Source organism: Streptomyces sp. TE5632 (assembly GCF_054061295.1).
On the sequence record NZ_JBSSEA010000003.1, the window covers coordinates 6,056,745 to 6,074,375 of the forward strand.

20 protein-coding genes are annotated in these 17,631 nt (G+C 72.9%); 7 read left to right on the forward strand and 13 right to left on the reverse strand.

What is annotated here, in order from left to right:
* Nucleotides 1-314: 314 nt before the first annotated feature.
* The 4 genes from ACVW19_RS32885 to ACVW19_RS32900 all read right to left on the reverse strand — a co-directional run bounded on the left by ACVW19_RS32885 (nt 315) and on the right by ACVW19_RS32900 (nt 4,497).
* Nucleotides 315-1,232: a MurR/RpiR family transcriptional regulator gene (locus ACVW19_RS32885; RefSeq protein WP_457464129.1), complete on the reverse strand. Its 918-nt coding sequence runs from the start codon at nt 1,230-1,232 to the stop codon at nt 315-317.
* Between the two features lie 162 nt (nt 1,233-1,394).
* Complete coding sequence (locus ACVW19_RS32890; protein WP_457464890.1) at nt 1,395-2,939, reverse strand: ArnT family glycosyltransferase; 1,545 nt, start codon at nt 2,937-2,939, stop codon at nt 1,395-1,397.
* 251 nt (nt 2,940-3,190) lie between these two features.
* Nucleotides 3,191-3,694, reverse strand: coding sequence for an N-acetyltransferase family protein (locus ACVW19_RS32895; RefSeq protein ID WP_457464131.1), 504 nt, complete (start codon nt 3,692-3,694; stop codon nt 3,191-3,193).
* A gap of 140 nt (nt 3,695-3,834) precedes the next feature.
* Entirely contained in the window at nt 3,835-4,497 is a 663-nt protein-coding gene (locus tag ACVW19_RS32900; RefSeq protein ID WP_457464133.1) for a nucleoside/nucleotide kinase family protein, read from the reverse strand.
* 60 nt (nt 4,498-4,557) lie between these two features.
* On the opposite strand from ACVW19_RS32900, the gene ACVW19_RS32905 reads away from it, so the two are divergent.
* The 3 genes from ACVW19_RS32905 to ACVW19_RS32915 all read left to right on the forward strand — a co-directional run bounded on the left by ACVW19_RS32905 (nt 4,558) and on the right by ACVW19_RS32915 (nt 7,566).
* The gene (locus tag ACVW19_RS32905; RefSeq protein ID WP_457464134.1) at nt 4,558-5,322 is read left to right on the forward strand and encodes a beta-phosphoglucomutase family hydrolase; all 765 of its coding nucleotides are present in this window, start codon (nt 4,558-4,560) and stop codon (nt 5,320-5,322) included.
* Nucleotides 5,323-5,435: 113 nt separating this feature from the next.
* Nucleotides 5,436-6,929: a hypothetical protein gene (locus ACVW19_RS32910; protein ID WP_457464135.1), complete on the forward strand. Its 1,494-nt coding sequence runs from the start codon at nt 5,436-5,438 to the stop codon at nt 6,927-6,929.
* Nucleotides 6,930-7,053: 124 nt separating this feature from the next.
* Entirely contained in the window at nt 7,054-7,566 is a 513-nt protein-coding gene (locus ACVW19_RS32915; protein WP_457464136.1) for a DUF5709 domain-containing protein, read from the forward strand.
* An 82-nt stretch (nt 7,567-7,648) separates the two neighbouring features.
* On the opposite strand, the gene ACVW19_RS32920 is transcribed toward ACVW19_RS32915, so the two are convergent.
* From ACVW19_RS32920 to ACVW19_RS32930, 3 genes are all read right to left on the reverse strand, one after another.
* Nucleotides 7,649-7,855 carry a hypothetical protein gene (locus ACVW19_RS32920; protein ID WP_457464138.1) on the reverse strand — a complete coding sequence of 69 codons (207 nt, stop codon included), beginning with the start codon at nt 7,853-7,855 and terminating at the stop codon, nt 7,649-7,651.
* A gap of 190 nt (nt 7,856-8,045) precedes the next feature.
* Complete coding sequence (locus ACVW19_RS32925; RefSeq protein ID WP_457464139.1) at nt 8,046-9,242, reverse strand: glycoside hydrolase family 64 protein; 1,197 nt, start codon at nt 9,240-9,242, stop codon at nt 8,046-8,048.
* 267 nt (nt 9,243-9,509) lie between these two features.
* Complete coding sequence (locus ACVW19_RS32930) at nt 9,510-10,412, reverse strand: Gfo/Idh/MocA family protein (RefSeq protein WP_457464140.1); 903 nt, start codon at nt 10,410-10,412, stop codon at nt 9,510-9,512.
* 197 nt (nt 10,413-10,609) lie between these two features.
* Here ACVW19_RS32930 and ACVW19_RS32935 point away from each other — a divergent pair, with 197 nt between their 5' ends.
* Entirely contained in the window at nt 10,610-10,870 is a 261-nt protein-coding gene (locus tag ACVW19_RS32935; RefSeq protein ID WP_202276907.1) for a DUF5133 domain-containing protein, read from the forward strand.
* A 50-nt stretch (nt 10,871-10,920) separates the two neighbouring features.
* Here the strand turns inward: ACVW19_RS32935 and ACVW19_RS32940 are convergent, their stop codons facing one another.
* The gene (locus tag ACVW19_RS32940; protein WP_457464142.1) at nt 10,921-11,892 is read right to left on the reverse strand and encodes a GlxA family transcriptional regulator; all 972 of its coding nucleotides are present in this window, start codon (nt 11,890-11,892) and stop codon (nt 10,921-10,923) included.
* Between the two features lie 198 nt (nt 11,893-12,090).
* On the opposite strand from ACVW19_RS32940, the gene ACVW19_RS32945 reads away from it, so the two are divergent.
* Nucleotides 12,091-12,561, forward strand: coding sequence for a hypothetical protein (locus ACVW19_RS32945; RefSeq protein ID WP_457464143.1), 471 nt, complete (start codon nt 12,091-12,093; stop codon nt 12,559-12,561).
* Between the two features lie 169 nt (nt 12,562-12,730).
* A complete protein-coding gene (locus ACVW19_RS32950) occupies nt 12,731-12,946 on the forward strand; it encodes a hypothetical protein (RefSeq protein WP_202276909.1) in 216 nt (71 codons plus the stop codon).
* A gap of 48 nt (nt 12,947-12,994) precedes the next feature.
* On the opposite strand, the gene tgmB is transcribed toward ACVW19_RS32950, so the two are convergent.
* The 4 genes from tgmB to ACVW19_RS32970 form a co-directional block, all read right to left on the reverse strand.
* Nucleotides 12,995-13,978 (reverse strand): ATP-grasp ribosomal peptide maturase, encoded by a 984-nt coding sequence (gene tgmB, locus ACVW19_RS32955; RefSeq protein ID WP_457464144.1) that lies wholly within the window; start codon nt 13,976-13,978, stop codon nt 12,995-12,997.
* A gap of 16 nt (nt 13,979-13,994) precedes the next feature.
* Complete coding sequence (gene tgmA, locus ACVW19_RS32960) at nt 13,995-14,186, reverse strand: putative ATP-grasp-modified RiPP (protein ID WP_279331803.1); 192 nt, start codon at nt 14,184-14,186, stop codon at nt 13,995-13,997.
* Nucleotides 14,187-14,305: 119 nt separating this feature from the next.
* Complete coding sequence (locus tag ACVW19_RS32965) at nt 14,306-14,626, reverse strand: YkvA family protein (RefSeq protein WP_457464146.1); 321 nt, start codon at nt 14,624-14,626, stop codon at nt 14,306-14,308.
* A 146-nt stretch (nt 14,627-14,772) separates the two neighbouring features.
* Nucleotides 14,773-14,904, reverse strand: a complete 132-nt coding sequence (locus ACVW19_RS32970) for a hypothetical protein (protein WP_457464148.1) — start codon at nt 14,902-14,904, stop codon at nt 14,773-14,775.
* 43 nt (nt 14,905-14,947) lie between these two features.
* Here ACVW19_RS32970 and ACVW19_RS32975 point away from each other — a divergent pair, with 43 nt between their 5' ends.
* Nucleotides 14,948-16,201 (forward strand): hypothetical protein, encoded by a 1,254-nt coding sequence (locus ACVW19_RS32975; protein ID WP_457464149.1) that lies wholly within the window; start codon nt 14,948-14,950, stop codon nt 16,199-16,201.
* Nucleotides 16,202-16,274: 73 nt separating this feature from the next.
* Here the strand turns inward: ACVW19_RS32975 and ACVW19_RS32980 are convergent, their stop codons facing one another.
* Entirely contained in the window at nt 16,275-17,483 is a 1,209-nt protein-coding gene (locus ACVW19_RS32980) for a hypothetical protein (protein WP_457464151.1), read from the reverse strand.
* Nucleotides 17,484-17,631: the final 148 nt, after the last annotated feature.

Here is a 17,631-nt window from a genome sequence, read left to right on the forward strand (position 1 = left end):
GCGGCGTCGTAGGGGTGCACGACGGGGTGGGGCGGCCCCGAGTCAGGGGAAGACCGAGGCCGCCACGGGCGGCCGGACAGGGGCTGCCCGGCCGGGCCCCTGGCCGTCGGAGCGGGTAGGGCCCGGCGGCCACGGGCGTTCGGGGCGCGGATCGCGGTCCGGAGTGGACGCGTTGCGACCCGAAAGCAGTATTTATATATGCCATCTGCTTTGCAAGGCGTATGAAAACATTCATGTGTGCTTCAAAGGGGAGGTGCGCTTGCCGACCGCGTACGTCCGTGGCCCGCGGTGAGGGGTCGGTGACCGGCCGCCGCTCAGTCCCTGAGGAAGAACTGGTGCTGGTCGGCGACCTGTTCGTACTCCTCGAGCCGGGCCTGGGTCCGCTCCGGGTCCGCGTCCGTCATGGCCTGGAGCAGCGCCGCGCACATCACGCCCGGAGCGGCGTAGGAGTCGAACACCAGGCGCGACCCGGTGCCGGTGGCGAAGGTGACGTCGGCTTCGTCGGCGAGAGGGCCCAGCGCCAGATCGGTGATCAGCGCGACCTTCAGCCCGGCATCCCGGGCGACCCGCATCGCCGTCAGGGTCTCCTGGGCGTGCCGGGGCAGGGAGAACGCCAGCACCCAGGTGCCGCCGGCCTCCCGCGACTGCAGGAGCGCGTCGTAGGCGACGCTGCCGCCCCGGGTCACCAGCCGGACGTCCGGGTGGATACGGCGGGCGGCGTAGGCGAAGTACTCGGCCAGCGAGACGGAGATGCGCAGCCCGAGCACGGTCAGCGGGGCGGACGCCGACAGCGTGCGGCCGATCTCGATGACCCGGTCGGCGTCGGCGAGGTCCCGCCGCAGGTTCTCCAGGTTCTCGATCTCGACGTCCACCGCCGCCTGCAACTCGTTGCCCCGGTACTCCTCCGCCGGTCCGCCGGGGAGCGTGCCGAGGGCGATCGCCTGGAGCTTCTCCCGCAGCGCGGGGTACCCGCTGAACCCGACGACCGAGGCGAAGCGGGTCACCGAGGGCTGGCTCACCCCGACCCGCTCGGCGAGGTCCGTGATCGACAGGAACGCCGCCTCGGTGATGTGCTCGATCAGGTACTGGGCGATGCGCCGCTGCCCAGGGGACAGCCGGGGCCGGTCGAACAGCGTGCGGAGTTGGGACGTCGGGGACACCTCCGTGTTCCGGCCCGCCTTCCCCGAGGTGATCGCGGATGCCTGGGCGCGTGCCTGCTGCGGCGATGGCACCGGGGCGCCTCCTTCGTTTCCCACGAATGTTCAATTTAGCTCACACACGGTGGCGATCAGGCTTGAGCGATACCGGGCAATGCCGAGCGGCACAGGGCAATGCCGAGCGATACCGCGCGATACCGAGGACTGCCGGGCGGCCGATGTCCGCGCGGGCCCGCGTCACCGCCGGTAGAGGGTGATGGAGTGGCCGACGTCGTCGACCGGGCGGCTGCTGTCGATCAACTCGGCCAGTCTGCCGGTCGCCTTGGCCGCCGCCGAGTCCGACACGGCCAGGACCCCGTGCACCCGGCCCGGTGGCACCCGCAACGGATCGGCGGCGCGGATGCCGTAGTACGACGGCACCCCGCTGCCCTTGTACACCAGCCAGATCCGCTCACCCCGGTACCGCTCGCGCAGTCGGTCGGCGAGCCGGCCGAGGTCCTGACCCCAGTCCACATTGGAGTCGTGCAGCCGCAGCCGCGTCTTCGCCGGGCCGCCGAAGGCCTCGTTGGAGTACGGCAGAAAGTACGGGTACGCCCGCAGCGAGCCGGCCGCGACGAACACCACCAGCACCGCGGTGACCACCGGCACCCACCGCCACCGCAGGACGAGCACGCACCCCGCCGCCACCGCGAGGAACATCGGCAGGAACAGGGCGTACCGCGTGCCGAAGTCCCGGCTGCCGTACATGGCGGCGGTCAGCAGCACCGCCGGAGCCGCCGTCAGGTAGGGCGCCGCGGGCCGCAGTCGCCGCACCGCCATCACCGCGACGGTTCCGGCGGTCCACAGCGCGAGCGCGCCGAGCGGCGTTTTCACCAGCAGCGCGGCCGGCAGGTAGTACCAGAGGGAACCGGTGTAGAGCCGGCCGAAGAGGAAGCCCTTCCAGGGGCGGTTCTCGAGGGCGAACTGGATGCGCATGCCGTCCCGGTAGGGCTCGGGGAACGGCGTCAACTCCACGGCCAAACCACGCAGTCCGTGCACCACGGGCACATGCTGCTGAGGGTCCCAGCGCAGTCGCGGATCGACGACCAGGTGGACGGCCCAGACGACGGCGACCGCGACGAGCCCGACGACGGACGCCCCGGCGAGCGCCCGCAGCAGTCTGCGCCCCGGCGTGCCCCCGGCCGCGCACCGGACCGACACCGCGGCGAGTGCGAGCAGCACCGGAACCACGGGCAGCATGCTCATCTTCGTCGCCAGCGCCGCCCCCGCCGCCGCACCGGCGAGCGGCAGATGGAGCCGGGGCCGCAGCCGGGCCCGCCACAGCAGCCACACCGAGGTCAGGACGAACCCGGCGGCCGGTACGTCGAGCGTCGCCAGTGAACCGTGGGCGATCACGTCGGGGGAGAGGCAGTACAGCGCGAGCGCGACCAACGCGCCCGCGTCACCGATGAGTTCGCGGGCGAAGGTGAACACCACGAGCCCGAACAGCAGCGTCAGCGCGATCACCGGAAGACGGGCCCACAACATCAGCCGCCATGGGTCGTTGCCCGACTCGTACAGCAGATGCCGCCCCAACTCGCCCTGGTTTCCGCGGAAGCCGGGATCGAGGCGCGGATCCGCGACCGCGACACCGGCGGCGACCAGCAGCTTCCCGAGCGGTGGATGCTCGGGGTTGTACCGCAGGCTGTGCTCCTCCAGGTACACGGCGGCCGTACCCACGTACACCGGCTCGTCGATCGTCGGAGTCTGCCGCACGGCGGCGGTCACCATCGCGACGGCCATCTGCCCGAGCAGCAGCACCGTCACCACGGCCACCGGCCACCGCCGCCCCGGGCCGGCCGAGCGGACCACGGCCGCCACCGCCGGCCCGGAGCCCCGCTCACCTCCGCCGGGCAGCGCCCGTTGCCGCCCGCGCCCCACCAAAAGACGACTCATACCGCCCCACTCTCGCACCGCCGCACCCCGGCCGGGCGCCAAGCGGCCGGCGGGGCGCGCCGCTCCTTCGGGCAGTCCCGGGGCGCGCCCGGCGAGTGTCAGGGAGTGCGCCCCACAAGGGCCGGCACGTGAGCGGCGAGGTCCGCCAGCGGGGCGCCGCTCAGCCGGCACACCGTCCAGTCGTTCAGGAACTCCGCCCCGAGTGACCGGTAGAAGCCGATCGCCGGCTCGTTCCAGTCCAGCACCACCCACTCGAAGCGCTCGAAACCGTTCTCCCGGCAGATCGCCGCGAGGGCTGCCAGCAGTGCCTTGCCGTGCCCGGCGCCCCGGGTGTGCGGGCGTACGAAGAGGTCCTCCAGATGCATCCCCCGGGTGCCGGTCCAGGTGGAGAAACGCGGGAACCACAGGGCGAAGCCCACGGTCCGGCCATCGGCGTCGTCCTCGGCGATCAGGACGGACGCGGCGGGGTGCGCGCCGAACAGCGCCTCGCGCAGCTGCTCCTCGGTGGCGCGGGACTGCTCGGTGGCCTTCTCGTAGGCGGCGAGTTCATGGATCATCGCCAGGATCTCGGGGACGTCGTGCACGGTGGCGGTTCGGATCATGGACCGGAGCATGAATCACCGGGCCGTGCCGTGTCCATCGGGAGCGGCCCGGTGGACGGCCCGAGCCGTCCGGGCCGGTCCCCGCACGCTTCGCGGACCTCAGCCGGTCGCGTCACCGGCCGTGCCGGGCAGCAGCACACTCATGCCGCGGTGTCCGTGCGCGGCACCACGGACGCCGGCACCACGAGGTCGGCGCGGTGCCGGGTCGGGGCGATCAGTTCGGCGTTGGGCTGGTCCGAGCGAAGGGCCCAGGCCACCGCCTCGTCACGGCGTTTGCCGAACTCCTCGTGGCGGGCCACCAGCCGGCGCAGCCGCTCCTCCTCTTCCAGCTCGCAGAACCACACCTCGTCGAGCTGCGGCCGGACCCGGGCCCAGGCGCCGGTGTCCAGCAGCAGGTAGTTCCCCTCCGTGACCACCAGCCGGGCCGTCGGCGGCACCGGCACGGCACCCGCGACCGGCTGCTCCAGCACCCGTTCGAAGCCGGGCGCGTACACGACGTCGTCGTACGTCTCCTCACGCAGGCGTCGCAGCAGTTCCGCGTACCCGGCGGCGTCGAAGGTGTCCGGGGCGCCCTTGCGGTGCCGGCGGCCGAGCCGGTCCAGTTCGGCGTCGGCGAGGTGGAAGCCGTCCATGGGGACGTGCGCGACCCACGGCTCCCCGGTGCCGTTCAACTCCCGCACCAGGTGCCCGGCGAGCGTGGACTTGCCGGAGCCCGGGCTGCCGGCGATGCCGAGCACCGCGCGCCGGCCGACCCCGGTGAGGGCGCGGGCGCGACCGAGGAGATCGTCGAAGGTCGGTGTCACACGGACGAGTGTGTCACCCGCGCTCCCCGTGTTCGCCGCCGAGGGGGGAAGGAGTCCGGTATGACGGATCTGGGTCTGCCCGAAAACATCCTGGCCTGCCTCTTCGACCTCGACGGCGTCATCACCAGGACGGCCGTCGTCCACGCGGCGGCCTGGAAGGAGACGTTCGACGCCTTCCTGCGCGAGCGGGACGGCGCCGGCTTCCGGCCCTTCGACGCCGGCGACTACGACGAGTACGTCGACGGCCGTCCGCGTGCCGACGGCGTACGCACCTTCCTCGCCTCCCGGGCCATCGAACTGCCCGAGGGGAAACCCGGGGACCCGCCCGACGCCCCGACCGTGCACGGGCTCGGCAACCGCAAGAACGAGCTGCTCCTGGAGCGGATCCGCACCGGTGGTGTCGACGCCTACGACGGCACCCTGCGTTACATCGCGGCGGCCCGCGCCCGCCGACTGCGCACCGCTGTCGTCTCCGCCAGCGCCAACTGCCTCGACGTGCTGCGCGCCATCGGTGCCGAGCACCTCTTCGACGTCCGCGTCGACGGCGTGGTCGCCGCCGAACGCGGCCTCCCGGGCAAGCCGCGCCCCGACACCTTCCTCGCCGCGGCCCGGGACCTCGGTGTGCCTCCCGGCCGGGCCGCCGTGTTCGAGGACGCGCTGGCCGGCATGGACGCGGGCCGCGCCGGTCACTTCGGATACGTGGTCGGCGTGGACCGCGTCGGACGGCCGGACGCGCTGTACGCCCACGGCGCCGACCGGGTCGTGACGGACCTCGAGGAGCTCCTCGGGGAACCGGGGGAGCGGCGGCCCCCACGGACGGGATGAGGCGAACGGCCGTACTCCGCTCCACCCGCCTGCCCCTTGCGGGTTAATTTGTCCGTGTTTGCGCGGTTCACATGCCGGCGTCTCGCCGGAGCAAGGGATGCAAGGGACGGACGATGCCCGACGGAAGCGATCTCCTCCTCACCGGAGGACGGCGACGCGCACACGCGTCCCCGGGCGTGCCCCGTCCGGCCACCGGCACCGCACCGCTCGTGGCCCTGGCCGCCGTCTTCACCCTCACCCAACTCGTTCTCGTCCGCCCGGGCCTGGGACTGGGCTGGGACGAGATCGTCTACGTCAGCCAGGTCACGTCCCACCACCCGGCCGCCTTCTTCAGCGCCCCGCGCTCCCGCGGAGTCTCGCTCCTGGTGGCGCCCGTCGCGTCCTGGTCCTCGTCCACCGTCCTGCTGCGCGTCTACCTCGCCCTGCTGTCCGGCCTCGCCCTGTACCTGGCGCTGCGCGCCTGGCGCGGTCTGTTCCCCACCCGCGTCCTGGTCACCGCCGGAGCCTTCTACGCCTCCCTGTGGGTGACCCTCTTCTACGGCCCCCAGGCCATGCCCAACCACTGGGTCGCGATCGGCGCCCTGATCACGGTCGGTTCCTTCCTGCGGTACCGCGCCGACCGCTCGGCGCGCGGCGCGCTGTGGGGCGTCGTGGCGGGGGCCGCGCTGATGGCGTGCATGCGGCCCACCGACGCCGTCTGGGTGATGGTCCCCCTGTTCGTCCTCGCCCTGGCCGGCCGCCACTGGCGGCTGCTGCTCGCGTCGGCGGCGGGTCTCACGGCGGGCGCGGTCGAATGGGTGGCCGAGGCCTACGTGGGATACGGCGGCCTGGGGGAGCGGCTGGCCGAGGCCTCCCGCATCCAGGGCGGGCTCGGCTGGCACATGGCCGTCGACGACCAGCTGCGCAGCCTGGGCGGACGCGGCCTGTGCCGCCCCTGCACCGGGCCGATGCCCCATCCGGTGATCACCCTCTGGTGGTTCGCCCTGCCCCTGCTCGCCGCCGCCGGACTGGTCGTCGCCGTACGGGCCCGGCGTGTCCTGCGTACCGTGATGCCGCTGGCCTGCGCCACCACGGCCGCCCTCCCGTACCTGTTCATGATCGGGTACGCGGCACCCCGCTTCCTCCAGCCCGCCTACGCCCTGCTCGCGATTCCCGTCGCCGACGGACTGTGGCACCTGGCCAGGAAACCGGCCGGGAAGTGGCGGCCGGTAGCGGCGGCACTGGTCGCGCTCGCCCTGGCCGGCCATCTGGCGGTGCAACTGGCCGTCCTGGTGCACACCGTCGACCGCAACACCGAAAGCCGCCGGGACTGGACCCGAGCCGCCGGCGAACTGCACCGGCTCGGCGTCCGCCCGCCCTGTCTGATCACCGGCCACGAGGCCATCCCCGTCGGCTACTACACCGGCTGCTCCTCCGGCGAGACCAGCGGGAACAACGAGAACATCACGGTGGCGGAGATCCTGCGCACTGCGGACCGCGTCCCCGTGGCCGCGCTCACCGGCCCCGGCGGCGTCCCACCCGACTACGCGCGGCCCTGGCCGGTCCACCGGGTCGTCGACCTCGAGGTCCGCATCGCCCCGGCACCCCGGCAGGACGCCTCCGGCTGACGCCCGGACCGCCGGGAGGCGGCAGCGACCCGCACGCCGAACCGGGATTGGGCGGCGCATAACGGGAAACGCGGACCCGACACCCGAGAGGAAGGATCCGGCACAGCGTGACAGGGAGGACACCGTGGGTACCGATCCGATGGCGGACGACGTGTACCGGCCCACCGGAGGCAACGAGGAGCAGGAGGACGCCGCGCCCCTCGACCGGCAGAACGCCGTCGACGAACGGACCTGTGACGACATCCTGGACGAGGGCCACTCCCCGCCGGAGAAGCCGCTGGGCGTGACCCGGCACGGCACCACGGCCGCCGAACGGCACGAGGGCGAGACCCTGGACGAACGGCTGGCCCAGGAAGTGCCCGACACGTCCGCGCCCGGCGGGGACGGCGTGGGTGACCTGCCCGGGGGCGAGGGCGAACCGGTCGACCCGGAGACCGGCACCGAGCGCGCCGGACGCCTGGTCGCCCCGGACGAGGGCGTCCGCGCCGACAGCACGAAGGAGACCGTCGCCGAGGACGTCGGCATCGACGCGGGGGCCGCCGGAGCGGAAGAAGCCGCCATGCACGTCGTGGAGGACGAAACGGCGTTGCCGGAGGACCGGGACGGGGACCGGGGACGGAGCCATGACAGGACCTGACCCGGTCCGATCCGCCCCGGCCTGCTCCGTCCCGGCCGATCAGGGCCGATCAGGACGGGCCTGAGCAGGCCGGGCCCGGGGTTCAGGGAAGCAGCTTGTCCAGTGCGGCGGGTCCCTCCTCCGCCAGTTTGCGCTTGGCCCATTCGAGATTCTGCGGGGTGAGGTCCTTGCCGGAGGCAAGGACGAGGTCCTCCGGCGACACCTCGGTGCCGGTACGGGCGTGGAGCAGGCCGTCCGGGGTGGTGCGGTCCTCGGACGGCCTGGACTCCTCGGGCTGTGACGTCGACATCTTCTGGCTCCTCGGGTCCGGACGTTGTAGCGGCCCGGTGCGGTCATCGGGTCCGATATCACCATTCAACGCGGGAGCCCGCCGTGCATCCGGAACATGCGGGGCGCCGCCTCGAAGGGCCGCTCCTCACGTGCAGGAGTACCTTCCCCGGCCCGCGGAAAACACTGCGAAGACGCCGTCCGGGCAGGCCCTAGAAGGGCGACAGCGTCAGACGCAGGCCGGTGGGGGCCGTGTCCTGGATGTAGGAGGCGAAGTCGGCGACGTCGTCGAAGGCGAATCCGTACGCCTTTCCGTCCTCCGTGGCCGTGTGCACGGCCTTGGAGTAGTGGTTGGTGAGCTCGGTCCGGTAGAAGACCGAGGCGTCGGTGGTCGGCTGGTCGGGGTGGCTGAGCAGCGTCGAGCGGTTGAAGCCGGCGCCGAGCACGGCGGCGACCGGGCCGGTCGTACCGTCGTTGGGAGCGGCGAGCGCGCCGTCGCAGAAGAGCACGTCCCGCGTGGACGGCTTGCCGAAGGAGACCTGGGCGGGCCCGTCGAAGGTGAACCGGTCGCCACGCACCCGGCCGGTGAAGGTGCCGGCGTTGGTGGTGACCTTCAGGTCCCGGCCGGTGTAGGTGCTCCACACCTCGTCGATGTACGGGGCGAGGTGGTCCTCGGCGAACAGACCCGAGTCCAGTCCGTGTCCCGGCGCGATGATCCGGGTGTCGTCCACGACGAGCCGTGAGAACGCCTCCACCTGCCTGATGGCGTCGAACACGGCACGGCGGCCCCCCTCGCGGAAGGCGCCCGTGGTCTGGTCCTCGGAGCCGGTGAGCCGGATGTTCAGCGGCACGCTGAACATGTCGACCATCGTGGTGTTGCAGAACATGCCCGCGGAGTTGTAGGTGAACTCGGCACAGTCGTGCAGCACACCGTAGTTGGGGTCCGAGGTGACCCAGCCCGCCGGGTACTGCAGCGCCGCGTTGCCGTTGCCGTCCGCGACTGCCTTGAACTTGAGCTTCTCACCGAGGGCCACGTAGACACGGCCGGACATGTACGGCAGGGACAGCTTGGTCTCGCCGCTGCCGGCCAGGCTGATCGCGTAGTCGGTGAAGCCGTCGGCGCCGTTGTCCGACAGGGCGATCGGGGCCGGGGTGCCGTCGGGGGTGACCCGTACCTGACGGCCGTCCTGGTTGCCCACGATGTAGAGGTGCACGCTCGCGTTGTCGAAGGAACCGCTGTTGTTGACGACCGTCAGCGGGAGGGGGCCCGCCGCGGCCTTCGTGTCGGCGGGCGTCTCCGCGAGGGCGTGGGGGGCGAGCGCGGCGACGGCGGGCGCGGCCACGGCTGCCCCGCCGAGGGCGAAGAGGACCTTCCGGCGGCCGAGGGAACGCTGGTGACGGGGAGTCATGTGGGGGGTCTCCTGAGGTGATCGTGGGGGTTCTGGACGGCGTCGACCCGGCCTGGGACCTCGGGGCGTAGAGCGCTCCAGAGGGTGAGAGCGCTCTCAGACCGTGCGTCGGCGTCGGCGCGTGGCTTTGATGGTACGGACCGGAACGACCCCCGCCAACGGGTCCGACTTGTCCCTCGATCCGCCCTGACCAGCGGTTACTTGAACGGCGTACGAGAACCCCACGATTGCTTAAGCACTTCTTAAGCGTCGCTTAAGCCGGAGACGTCAGAGGCCGGGCCGGGTCGTTCCGCCGTCGAGCAGGGTCTCCGCGGCGGCCAGGATCTCGGTGACGCGGAGCGCGAACGCGGCGTCGCAGGGGTGCGGCCTGCCGGTGTCCGCGGCGGTGAGGAGCGCGTCGACGGCCCGTCCGAGGGCGGGGACCGCCCCGTGGCCCGTCTCCGGCAGGACGGTGACGCCGGATTTGCCGCGAAGTTCCACGGTGGTGCCGGCGGCGGCCGGGGGCGCGGTCAGGCTCAGGGTGACGGCGCTCGAAGCGTCGCTCGTGTGCTCCAGTACGAGATGGACGGTGTCGCCGGGGCCGTGCGCCGCCGCCGACACCCGTCGGGCGTCGCCGAGCAGGGGCAGCAGTACGGACAGGGCGTGCGGGCCGACGTCCCACAGCGCGCCCTTCTCCCGTCGCCAGGGCGAGGCCGCGAACGGGCTGTCGCCGGAAGTGAACACCGACCCGAGCCACTCCGCCCGCGCGGTGAACCAACTGCCCACGCCCGCCTGTTCATTGATCCACGCTGCCGGTTCGGGCTGGAAGCGGGTGGTGAAGAAGACCACGGAGGCGACCCGCGTCTCCTCGACCGCCTCCGCCACCGCCCGCCCCTGCGCCACCGTCGGGGCGAGCGGCTTGTCGAGCAGCAGATGACGTCCCGCCCGCGCCGCACGGACCGCCAGGTCGGCCTGCACGTCCGGCGGCAGGGCCACGGCGACGGCGTCCACGTCGGCGATCAGCGCGTCGACGTCGTCGTACGCGCGCGTGCCGTGCCGGTCGGCCAGTTCCTCGGCGGCGTCGAAGCGGCGGCCCCACACACCGGCGAAGTCGAGGTCCCGGTGCCCGCTCAGCGCGGGGGCGTGTGCCATCTGCGCCCAGGGGCCGGTGCCGAGCAGTCCGATACGCATGCCGTCGCTTCTCCCGTGCCGTGTCCGCCGTCGGCCGGTGGTGCCCGGCCCGATGTCGGCCCGAGCGTGTCATACCGGCCGGGGTGGCGGGACACCGGGTTCTCGCCGATTCCGACCAGTTGAGCAAATGGGATGAATGTTTCGGTGTGATCCGGGTAGGCGCCCGTCACACTCGGAGATCAGAGAGAGGCGTTTTCGTGCTGGTACCGGATCCCAAGAGGGTCAGACAGTTGCTGACGCGTTACGCGACGCTGCGGATCGCGCAGGCGGAGCGGTACTCGCCCGTCGCGGCGCGCGAGTTGGAGGACATCACCTACACGCTCTGCGTGATGACGGGAACGGCCGGCATCCGCGAGGCCGTCGCCCGCGCGGACGCGCTGCTCACCGGGGAACGGGCCGCGGCGGACATCCGGACCACGGGCGCGGACGACGAGAGCGGCCGGACCCTGGTCGGGTGACGGCTCCCGGGCTGTGTTCCGCCGTTCCGCCGGAGCAGGCAGGTCTCCGGCTACGAGCCGGTGCTCGCGACGGGCCGTCGCCCGTGGAACGCCGACCGATACGCATACGGTGTGGTGCCCACCACCTTGCGGAACCGCTCACGGAACGCCGTGGGCGAGCCGAACCCCGACTGCTGGGCGATCCGTTCGACGGTGTAGTCGCTGTTCTCCAGCAGGTACTGTGCCCGCCGCACCCGCGCCCGCAGCAGCCACTGGACCGGCGTGGTGCCCGTCTGCTCACGGAACCGGCGGCCGAGGGTGCGCTCACTCATCCCGGCGCGCGCCGCCATCGCCCCGAGGGTGACCTCGTGCGCCAGATTGTCCTCGAGCCACTCCAGAAGCGGCTCCAGGGCCGACCCGCGGGGCACGGGCGGGTACTGGTGCACGATGAACTGGGCCTGTCCGCCCTCCCGTTCGAGTGGCATGACGGACATCCGGGCCGTGTTCGCGGCCACGGCCGAGCCGAGGTCCCGGCGGATCATGTGCAGGCACATGTCCAGTGCGGCGGCGGCGCCGGCCGAGGTGAGGATCTGCCCGTTGTCGACGTAGAGCACGTCGGGCTGCACCTCGACGCGCGGAAAGTCACGGGCCAGCCGGTCCGCGGCCACCCAGTGCGTGGTGGCGCGCAGCCCGTCCAGCAACCCGGCCTCCGCCAGGACGAACGCGCCCACGCACACCGAGGCGATCCGGGTGCCCGCCCCGGCCGCCCGGCGCAGTGCCGCGCGGACGGCGGGGGAGAGCGGCGCGGCACCTTCGGCGCAGCCCGGGACGATGATCGTGTCGGCGTCCGCCAGGGCCTCCAGTCCGCGGTCGACGCGCAGGACCAGCCCGCCGTCCGCCACCACCTCGGGTGTCTCCGCGCACGGGCGCACCCGGTAGGCGGGCCGGCCGTCGGGCAGGTGCGTCCAGTCGAAGGTCTGCATGGGGGCCGCCATGTCGAACGGGATGACCCGGTCGAGCAGCAGAATCGCCACGGAGTGCATGAACGCCACGATAGACAGGTTCCCGCCACCGACAAGAGCCGGGTGGAGCCGGGACGGCGGTGCGGCGACGGCCGGGAGGGCAGCTCGGTGGTGTTGGCGAAAACCCGTTGGAAGCTGTCGGTCCGGCCCCTGGGTGATCGTCCCCCGGGCCCCTAGCGTGGGCCCGGCACCGCTGATCACACCAAGGAAAGAGCCCCGGTGACCAAGTTCCTGCTGTCCGTCCACGTCCTCGCCGCCATCATCGCCGTCGGTCCCGTGACCGTCGCGGCGAGCATGTTCCCGCCGGCCGTGCGCCGAGCCGCCGCCGAGGGCGGCGGGCCCGCGGCGACGGCGGTGACCACTGCCGGAGTGCTCCACCGCATCTGCGGGGTCTACGCCCGGATAGGAATCGCGGTGCCCGTCCTCGGGCTCGCCACGGCTCTCGCCATGGGGGTCCTGGGCGACGGCTGGCTCATCACCTCCATCGCCCTGACGGCCGCCGCCGCGGGCGTCCTGATCGCCTTCGTCCTGCCCGGCCAGGATGGGTTCGTCGAGCAGTTGGCGGAGGGCAGAGCCGTCGACCGGCGGGCCACGGTGCGACTGGCCATGTCCACCGGTGTGTTCAACCTGCTGTGGGCGACGGTCACGATCCTCATGATCGTTCGCCCCGGCTCCACGACGGGAGCCTGACGGGGCCGGACCGCGCCGGGCCCGGCCGGGGCTCGCGTCGGCTGACCCTCCTGTCCCGGTCTGCGTCAAGTCGTACGGGTGAATTCCCGCTTCATGGTGTCCGGGCGCCTACACTCGGCAGTCGCGCCCCCGCCCCCCGGGGGCGACGAGCAGAGAGGCACGTTGCCGGGTGTTCCAGGATTCCCCCATCTACGACCGACTCATCGCGGAGTGCGGCGATGTGCCCGCGCAGGTCCGCAGGGAGGCCGAACGAGTGAGCAGGGAACTGGAGCTGGTCATGCGGCCCCTGCAGTCGTCCGGGTACACCCCGGGCCTCGACCGTCCGCAGTCCCCGGGCAACGGCTGGCAGCGCACCGCCCTGTTGCCCGGCCCCCGGCCGCACTGACCCGGAGGAAGGGCCCGTACCACCGCGCCCAGGCGTGGTGGCGGGCCCTCAGCGCGTCGTGGTGCGCACCCCGTTGACACCCGGAGTCTCTTTGGGGGCGGGCCGGGACAGCCACTCGGCGACGGCGCGGGCGATCGGCTGTCCCGTCTCCACCTCGACGAACCCGAACTGACCCGACTGGTTGCACTCCAGGAACCACCACGTTCCGTCCGCGTCCTCGGCGAAGTCGAACGCCCCGTACGCCAGTTCGGCCTCGCGCAGATAGGCGTGGACGGCGTCGGCGGTGCGCGGCGGCACGTCGACGGGCTCCCAGGGGGAGGGGGATGTGGCGAAACGCACATCGACCTCCGTCGGTTCCGCGTCCGGGGCCGCCGCCTTGCGGGCGGCCAGCAGGCGCTCGCCCACGACGGTGAGCCGGATGTCGGCCCGCTTCGCGATCCGCCGCTGGAGCAGTGTCGGTCCGAACGCCACGGCGGCGAAGTCGGTGTCCGGCGCCACCCGGCTGGTCGGCACGGCCCGCGGCGGATCCTGCGGATGTGCTCCGGAGACCGGTTTGACCACCAGGTCCGGGAAGCGCTCCGCGAACTCCCGGGCGGCGCGCGGGAAGGTCGTGATCACCGTGGCGGGCACGGGCAGGCCGCAGCGCTGGGCCAGTCGTAGCTGCCATGGCTTGTGACGGGCCTGCCGGGCCGCGTCCGGATGGTTCATCCAGCGGGCGTCCGAGCCGCGCAGCATGCCGTAGAGGGCCTGGGCGGCCTCCTCGGTCAGCCACGGAGACGGCTGGGCCGCCCGCCCGGCCGGGGCGCCCGGCCTGCGCACCCACACGGACCGCAGCCCGCCGATGCTCACCAGCCGCCCCCCGGCGGAGAGATGGCCGCGAAAGCGGCCGTGGACGTATTCACCCGAGAGCGAGACCCCGCCGGTCAGATCTGCCGGGTCGAGGCGTACCACCGGAACCCCGGAATCATGCAGATGCACGATCACCATGTCGGCGGTCACGTCCTCTTCACAGGTGAGGATCAGTACGGTCATCGTCTGCGGTCCATGGTCAGTCGTCGAAATGGGTCTTGGACCCCGCGGTGGACGTCGTGGTGCCCACCTCCCGCAACAGTGCGTGATCGCAGGCCGCCACCCGTCCGTCGACGAGTACGTTCAACTGCAGTCCAGAGTCGTACACATACGGAGTGGTTACGGCCAACTCCGGTGCCGGACGTGCGTAGTTGAGCGCGAACGGTTGCATCGTCTCTCCCTCGTCGGTACCGCGCCGACCAGCGGCGGCCCACCGTGCACCGCCGCTTGGTCCGCCGACCTGTTTCGGCTTCCAGAGACTTATACGAATCGAACGGGTGGTTGGTTTCCTTACGGAGCGTAGTCATCGGCGGGTTCACGGTCCGGTCGCCGGGGCGTCGCCCCGAGGGAACGTGCGCCGAGGGAGCCGCGCATGCTGCGCAGGGCGAGCAGCAGGACGCCGATGTCGTCCAAATAGATAGGGTCGGGCAACAGGTCGGCCGGCAGTACCAGATAGAGGACCGCACCCCAGAACACCCAGCGCGGGCCCGTGGGCAGACCGGCGTCCCGCAACGCCCGCCGGGTGCGGACCAGTCGCACCAGGACGGCCACGGCGCAGGCCAGCACGGCGGCCGCGACGGCGGCGACGAGTACCACGGTGGTGGTGTCCACGGGGTGTCCTCCTCCAGGAGCGGCGGGGCAACGGTCTCTCTGTCTGGATGCCCGGTAACGGCCCCGGCTATGGCATCCGCCGGACGCATGGAGCAATACAGGTCATACCCATGGCCCAGCCGAGTGGCCGTGCGGGGCGAGGGCGCCTAGTAATGGTCCACGTAACGTCGCTCGTCGTACGTCCGGGGGCGAGGAGCGGCCTCAGCCTTCTTCTTGGAGCCGAGCATGACCACCTGCTCTTCGTCACCCTCCTCGAACACCTCGAACGAATCCGCCATACCCGCCGGGACGGACCCGGCCCTCCCACCGACACCGCCGACGATGCCCCCTCCGTCCGCCGCGACGGTCTCCGCCACCGGCACCGTCCTGCTGGACCCGGCCCCGATCGGCGCCGGGGATGCCATCGGCGGCCTGATGTGCGCGGCGGTGTCGGACCGCCCCCTGGAGGAGGTCGCCGACCTCATCACGTCGCTGGCACGCTCGCCCGAGCACACGCCGGCCGTGGTCGACGCCCTGCGCGCCGTCGGGGTGGGCCGGTCCGTTGAGGACGTCGCCCGTCTGGTCGCCCTGCTGACCCGGCCGCCCCGCGACGCCGACAGCGCCGACGAGGTGATCCGGGCCGCGGCGGCGCACCGTCCCGTGGCGGACGTGACCCGGCTGGTGGCGCTGCTGCAGAACGAGGAACTGGCACCCCACTGCCGTGAGGAGGCACTGCGGGCCGCAGCCTCCGGCCGCTCCGTCGAGGAACTGATCGAGCTGATAGACCGACTGGCCGCGCAGGAGCCACCGGAACGCTCCGGCAGCCCGGCAGCGGTCCCGTCGGCCCCGCCCCGCTTCGAGGACGACCACGGCGACGAGGACGACGACGCGTACGGAGACCGGCACCGAGCCCCGTACCGAGCCGGGAACAGCGGTCAGGGCGGGGGCGGGGACCGGCGGGGCACCCGGGAGGACGAGGAAGCCGGGGACGGGCGCGGAACGGCGCCGGAGGCCGGATACCGGACCGTCCACCGCGGTGCCCGGGGCGCGGCGGCCCTGCGCTCGAGACGGCGGATCAGGCACCACCGGCCCCGCGCGCGAACGGGGCAGGGCACGAGGCCCGGCCGGAGACCCGACGGCGCCGCCCTCGAGCGCCCGCCCGAACAGGCGGTCCGGTCCCTGACCTGGTCCAGCTGGCTCGCCGCGGTGGCCCTCGCCCTGTGCGCGGTGGCCCACTTCCCCCTGCACTGCGACGGTTCCGCACTGACCCTGCACGCCCTCACCGTCGGCCTGTCGGTGCTCTGCACGGCGCTGGCCCTGATCCTGGTGGTGCGCCCCGGCGCGCTGGTGCTCGCGCCGGCGGTCGTCGTACCCGCGGCCCTGGTCGGGGCGCACGCCTACGGTCCGTCCTTCCCGTCCGTCTTCCTGTCCCGGGCCGTCCGCCTCGCGCTCGCCCCGCAGTGGCTGGCCAGCGCGGCGGCCGTCACCGCCGCGCTGCTGGCGCTGACGGCCCTGGTCATCCGGGTGGCATCCCCCTTCCCCGGCAGGCACTGGGCGGTGTGGCCGGCACCCGGGACACACCGGATGCCGGACTGAGCGCGCCGACCGAGGAGGGACGCCGGGTTCACCGGGCAGGACCGGGGCCGACCGGGCAGGACCGGGAAAGGCCCTACGGGTCCGAAGCCGCCGACTGCCTGTCGGAGGCGGGCGGGGCCCCGCCCGCCTCCTCGGCTGCCGACGGGCGACGCGCCGCCCTGGGACCGAACTTCAGGCGCTCCAGCGTGCGCGTCAGCTGCCGCACGGGCGACGGAGCCGGCGTACCACCGGGCGGCAGGGCACGGGGGCCGGAGGCCGCGGCGGACTCCCGGTAGGCGGCCAGCGCCTCGTGCGCGCTCTCGGCCGCCTCGCGGTACAGGTCGCGGGACTTCGTCATGGCCTCCAGCGCGTCGGCGTACATGGCGACCAGCCGGCGCTCGCGGACGAGCTCCTCCTCCAGGGTCAGCAGACGCCAGTCCTCCCGCAGCGCGGTCAGAGCGGCCTCGGCGCCGTCCGGCAGCGGGCGCGGCAGCGCCGCGAACCGGCCCACCGCGTCGACCAGGTCGGCGGGGCGGGTGCCGTCCAGGAACACCGCGCGCACCGAGAACTCCCCGGCGTCGTAGCCGTCCGGGGTCGGTCCGCCGGGCAGGACCACCGCACCGCCGCGCGGCACCTCGACACCGGAGTCCCGCAGCGCCCAGTTCACGACCCGCAACTGATGCGGCGCGGCCCGGTGCTCCACCACGCGATGCCGCAGCCCCGACGGCAGCCAGTGGGCGAGCGGCAGCCGGCCGCGGTCGTCGGTGGTCATCGCCTCGTGGACGACGACGTGGATGTTCCACCCGTTCCCGCCGGCGCTCCGCGCGCAGTCGCGCAGCAGCCGCCGTACGGCCTTGTCGTCCTCGGAGAGCGGATTGATCTCTCCCAGCCGCAGCCCCGTGGCCGCGTCGTGGTTCCAGGCCGGGTCCGGGTCGTCCAGGGGCCAGAACATACCGGCGGGGGACGGCCATGCGTGGTCCCAGGGCTGCTCGGCCTCGGCGACCAGGATCCAGCGCTGCCCGTCCCCGTCGGCGGGGCCGACGCTCAGCCGGGCGCGCACGGTCACCGCCCCGGCGACCCGGACACGGGCCTGGAACACCCGGTCCGGCGTGTCGTGCCGTGTCTCGTGCCCTGCTTCGGGCACGTCGTCGGGCACTTCCAGGAAGGCGTCGATGCCCCCGCTGCCCTCCAGCCGGGGCAGGGTGCGCCGGAGCACGTCCAGCGCCGAGGCACCGGTGTGCCGGCCGGCGGTCAGCCAGACGGACGGAGGGATCGTGGGGCGGGTTGTGCGTGAGGTAGGCATGAGTCCAGGGGTGAACGGGGGCACGTGCTCCTGCCATTGTCGTCGCTGTCGGACGGCGAACTGACGCGGGTTCCGCCGGGCGGCGGTCCTCGTCCGCGGCTACCCGCGCGGTGGGGCTCTCATGTGTCACGTGTCATCCCCGCACGCG

Bases quoted from the DNA above. Each gene is read 5' to 3' on its own strand.
- ACVW19_RS32890 (WP_457464890.1), bottom strand. From the start codon at position 2,939: ATGGCCGTCGCGATGGTGACCGCCGCCGTGCGGCAGACTCCGACGATC.
- ACVW19_RS32895 (WP_457464131.1), bottom strand. From the start codon at position 3,694: ATGATCCGAACCGCCACCGTGCACGACGTCCCCGAGATCCTGGCGATG.
- ACVW19_RS32905 (WP_457464134.1), top strand. From the start codon at position 4,558: ATGACGGATCTGGGTCTGCCCGAAAACATCCTGGCCTGCCTCTTCGAC.
- ACVW19_RS32910 (WP_457464135.1), top strand. From the start codon at position 5,436: ATGCCCGACGGAAGCGATCTCCTCCTCACCGGAGGACGGCGACGCGCA.
- ACVW19_RS32920 (WP_457464138.1), bottom strand. From the start codon at position 7,855: ATGTCGACGTCACAGCCCGAGGAGTCCAGGCCGTCCGAGGACCGCACC.
- ACVW19_RS32925 (WP_457464139.1), bottom strand. From the start codon at position 9,242: ATGACTCCCCGTCACCAGCGTTCCCTCGGCCGCCGGAAGGTCCTCTTC.
- ACVW19_RS32930 (WP_457464140.1), bottom strand. From the start codon at position 10,412: ATGCGTATCGGACTGCTCGGCACCGGCCCCTGGGCGCAGATGGCACAC.
- ACVW19_RS32940 (WP_457464142.1), bottom strand. From the start codon at position 11,892: ATGCACTCCGTGGCGATTCTGCTGCTCGACCGGGTCATCCCGTTCGAC.
- tgmB (WP_457464144.1), bottom strand. From the start codon at position 13,978: ATGACCGTACTGATCCTCACCTGTGAAGAGGACGTGACCGCCGACATG.
- tgmA (WP_279331803.1), bottom strand. From the start codon at position 14,186: ATGCAACCGTTCGCGCTCAACTACGCACGTCCGGCACCGGAGTTGGCC.
- ACVW19_RS32970 (WP_457464148.1), bottom strand. From the start codon at position 14,904: ATGGCGGATTCGTTCGAGGTGTTCGAGGAGGGTGACGAAGAGCAGGTG.
- ACVW19_RS32975 (WP_457464149.1), top strand. From the start codon at position 14,948: ATGCCCCCTCCGTCCGCCGCGACGGTCTCCGCCACCGGCACCGTCCTG.
- ACVW19_RS32980 (WP_457464151.1), bottom strand. From the start codon at position 17,483: ATGCCTACCTCACGCACAACCCGCCCCACGATCCCTCCGTCCGTCTGG.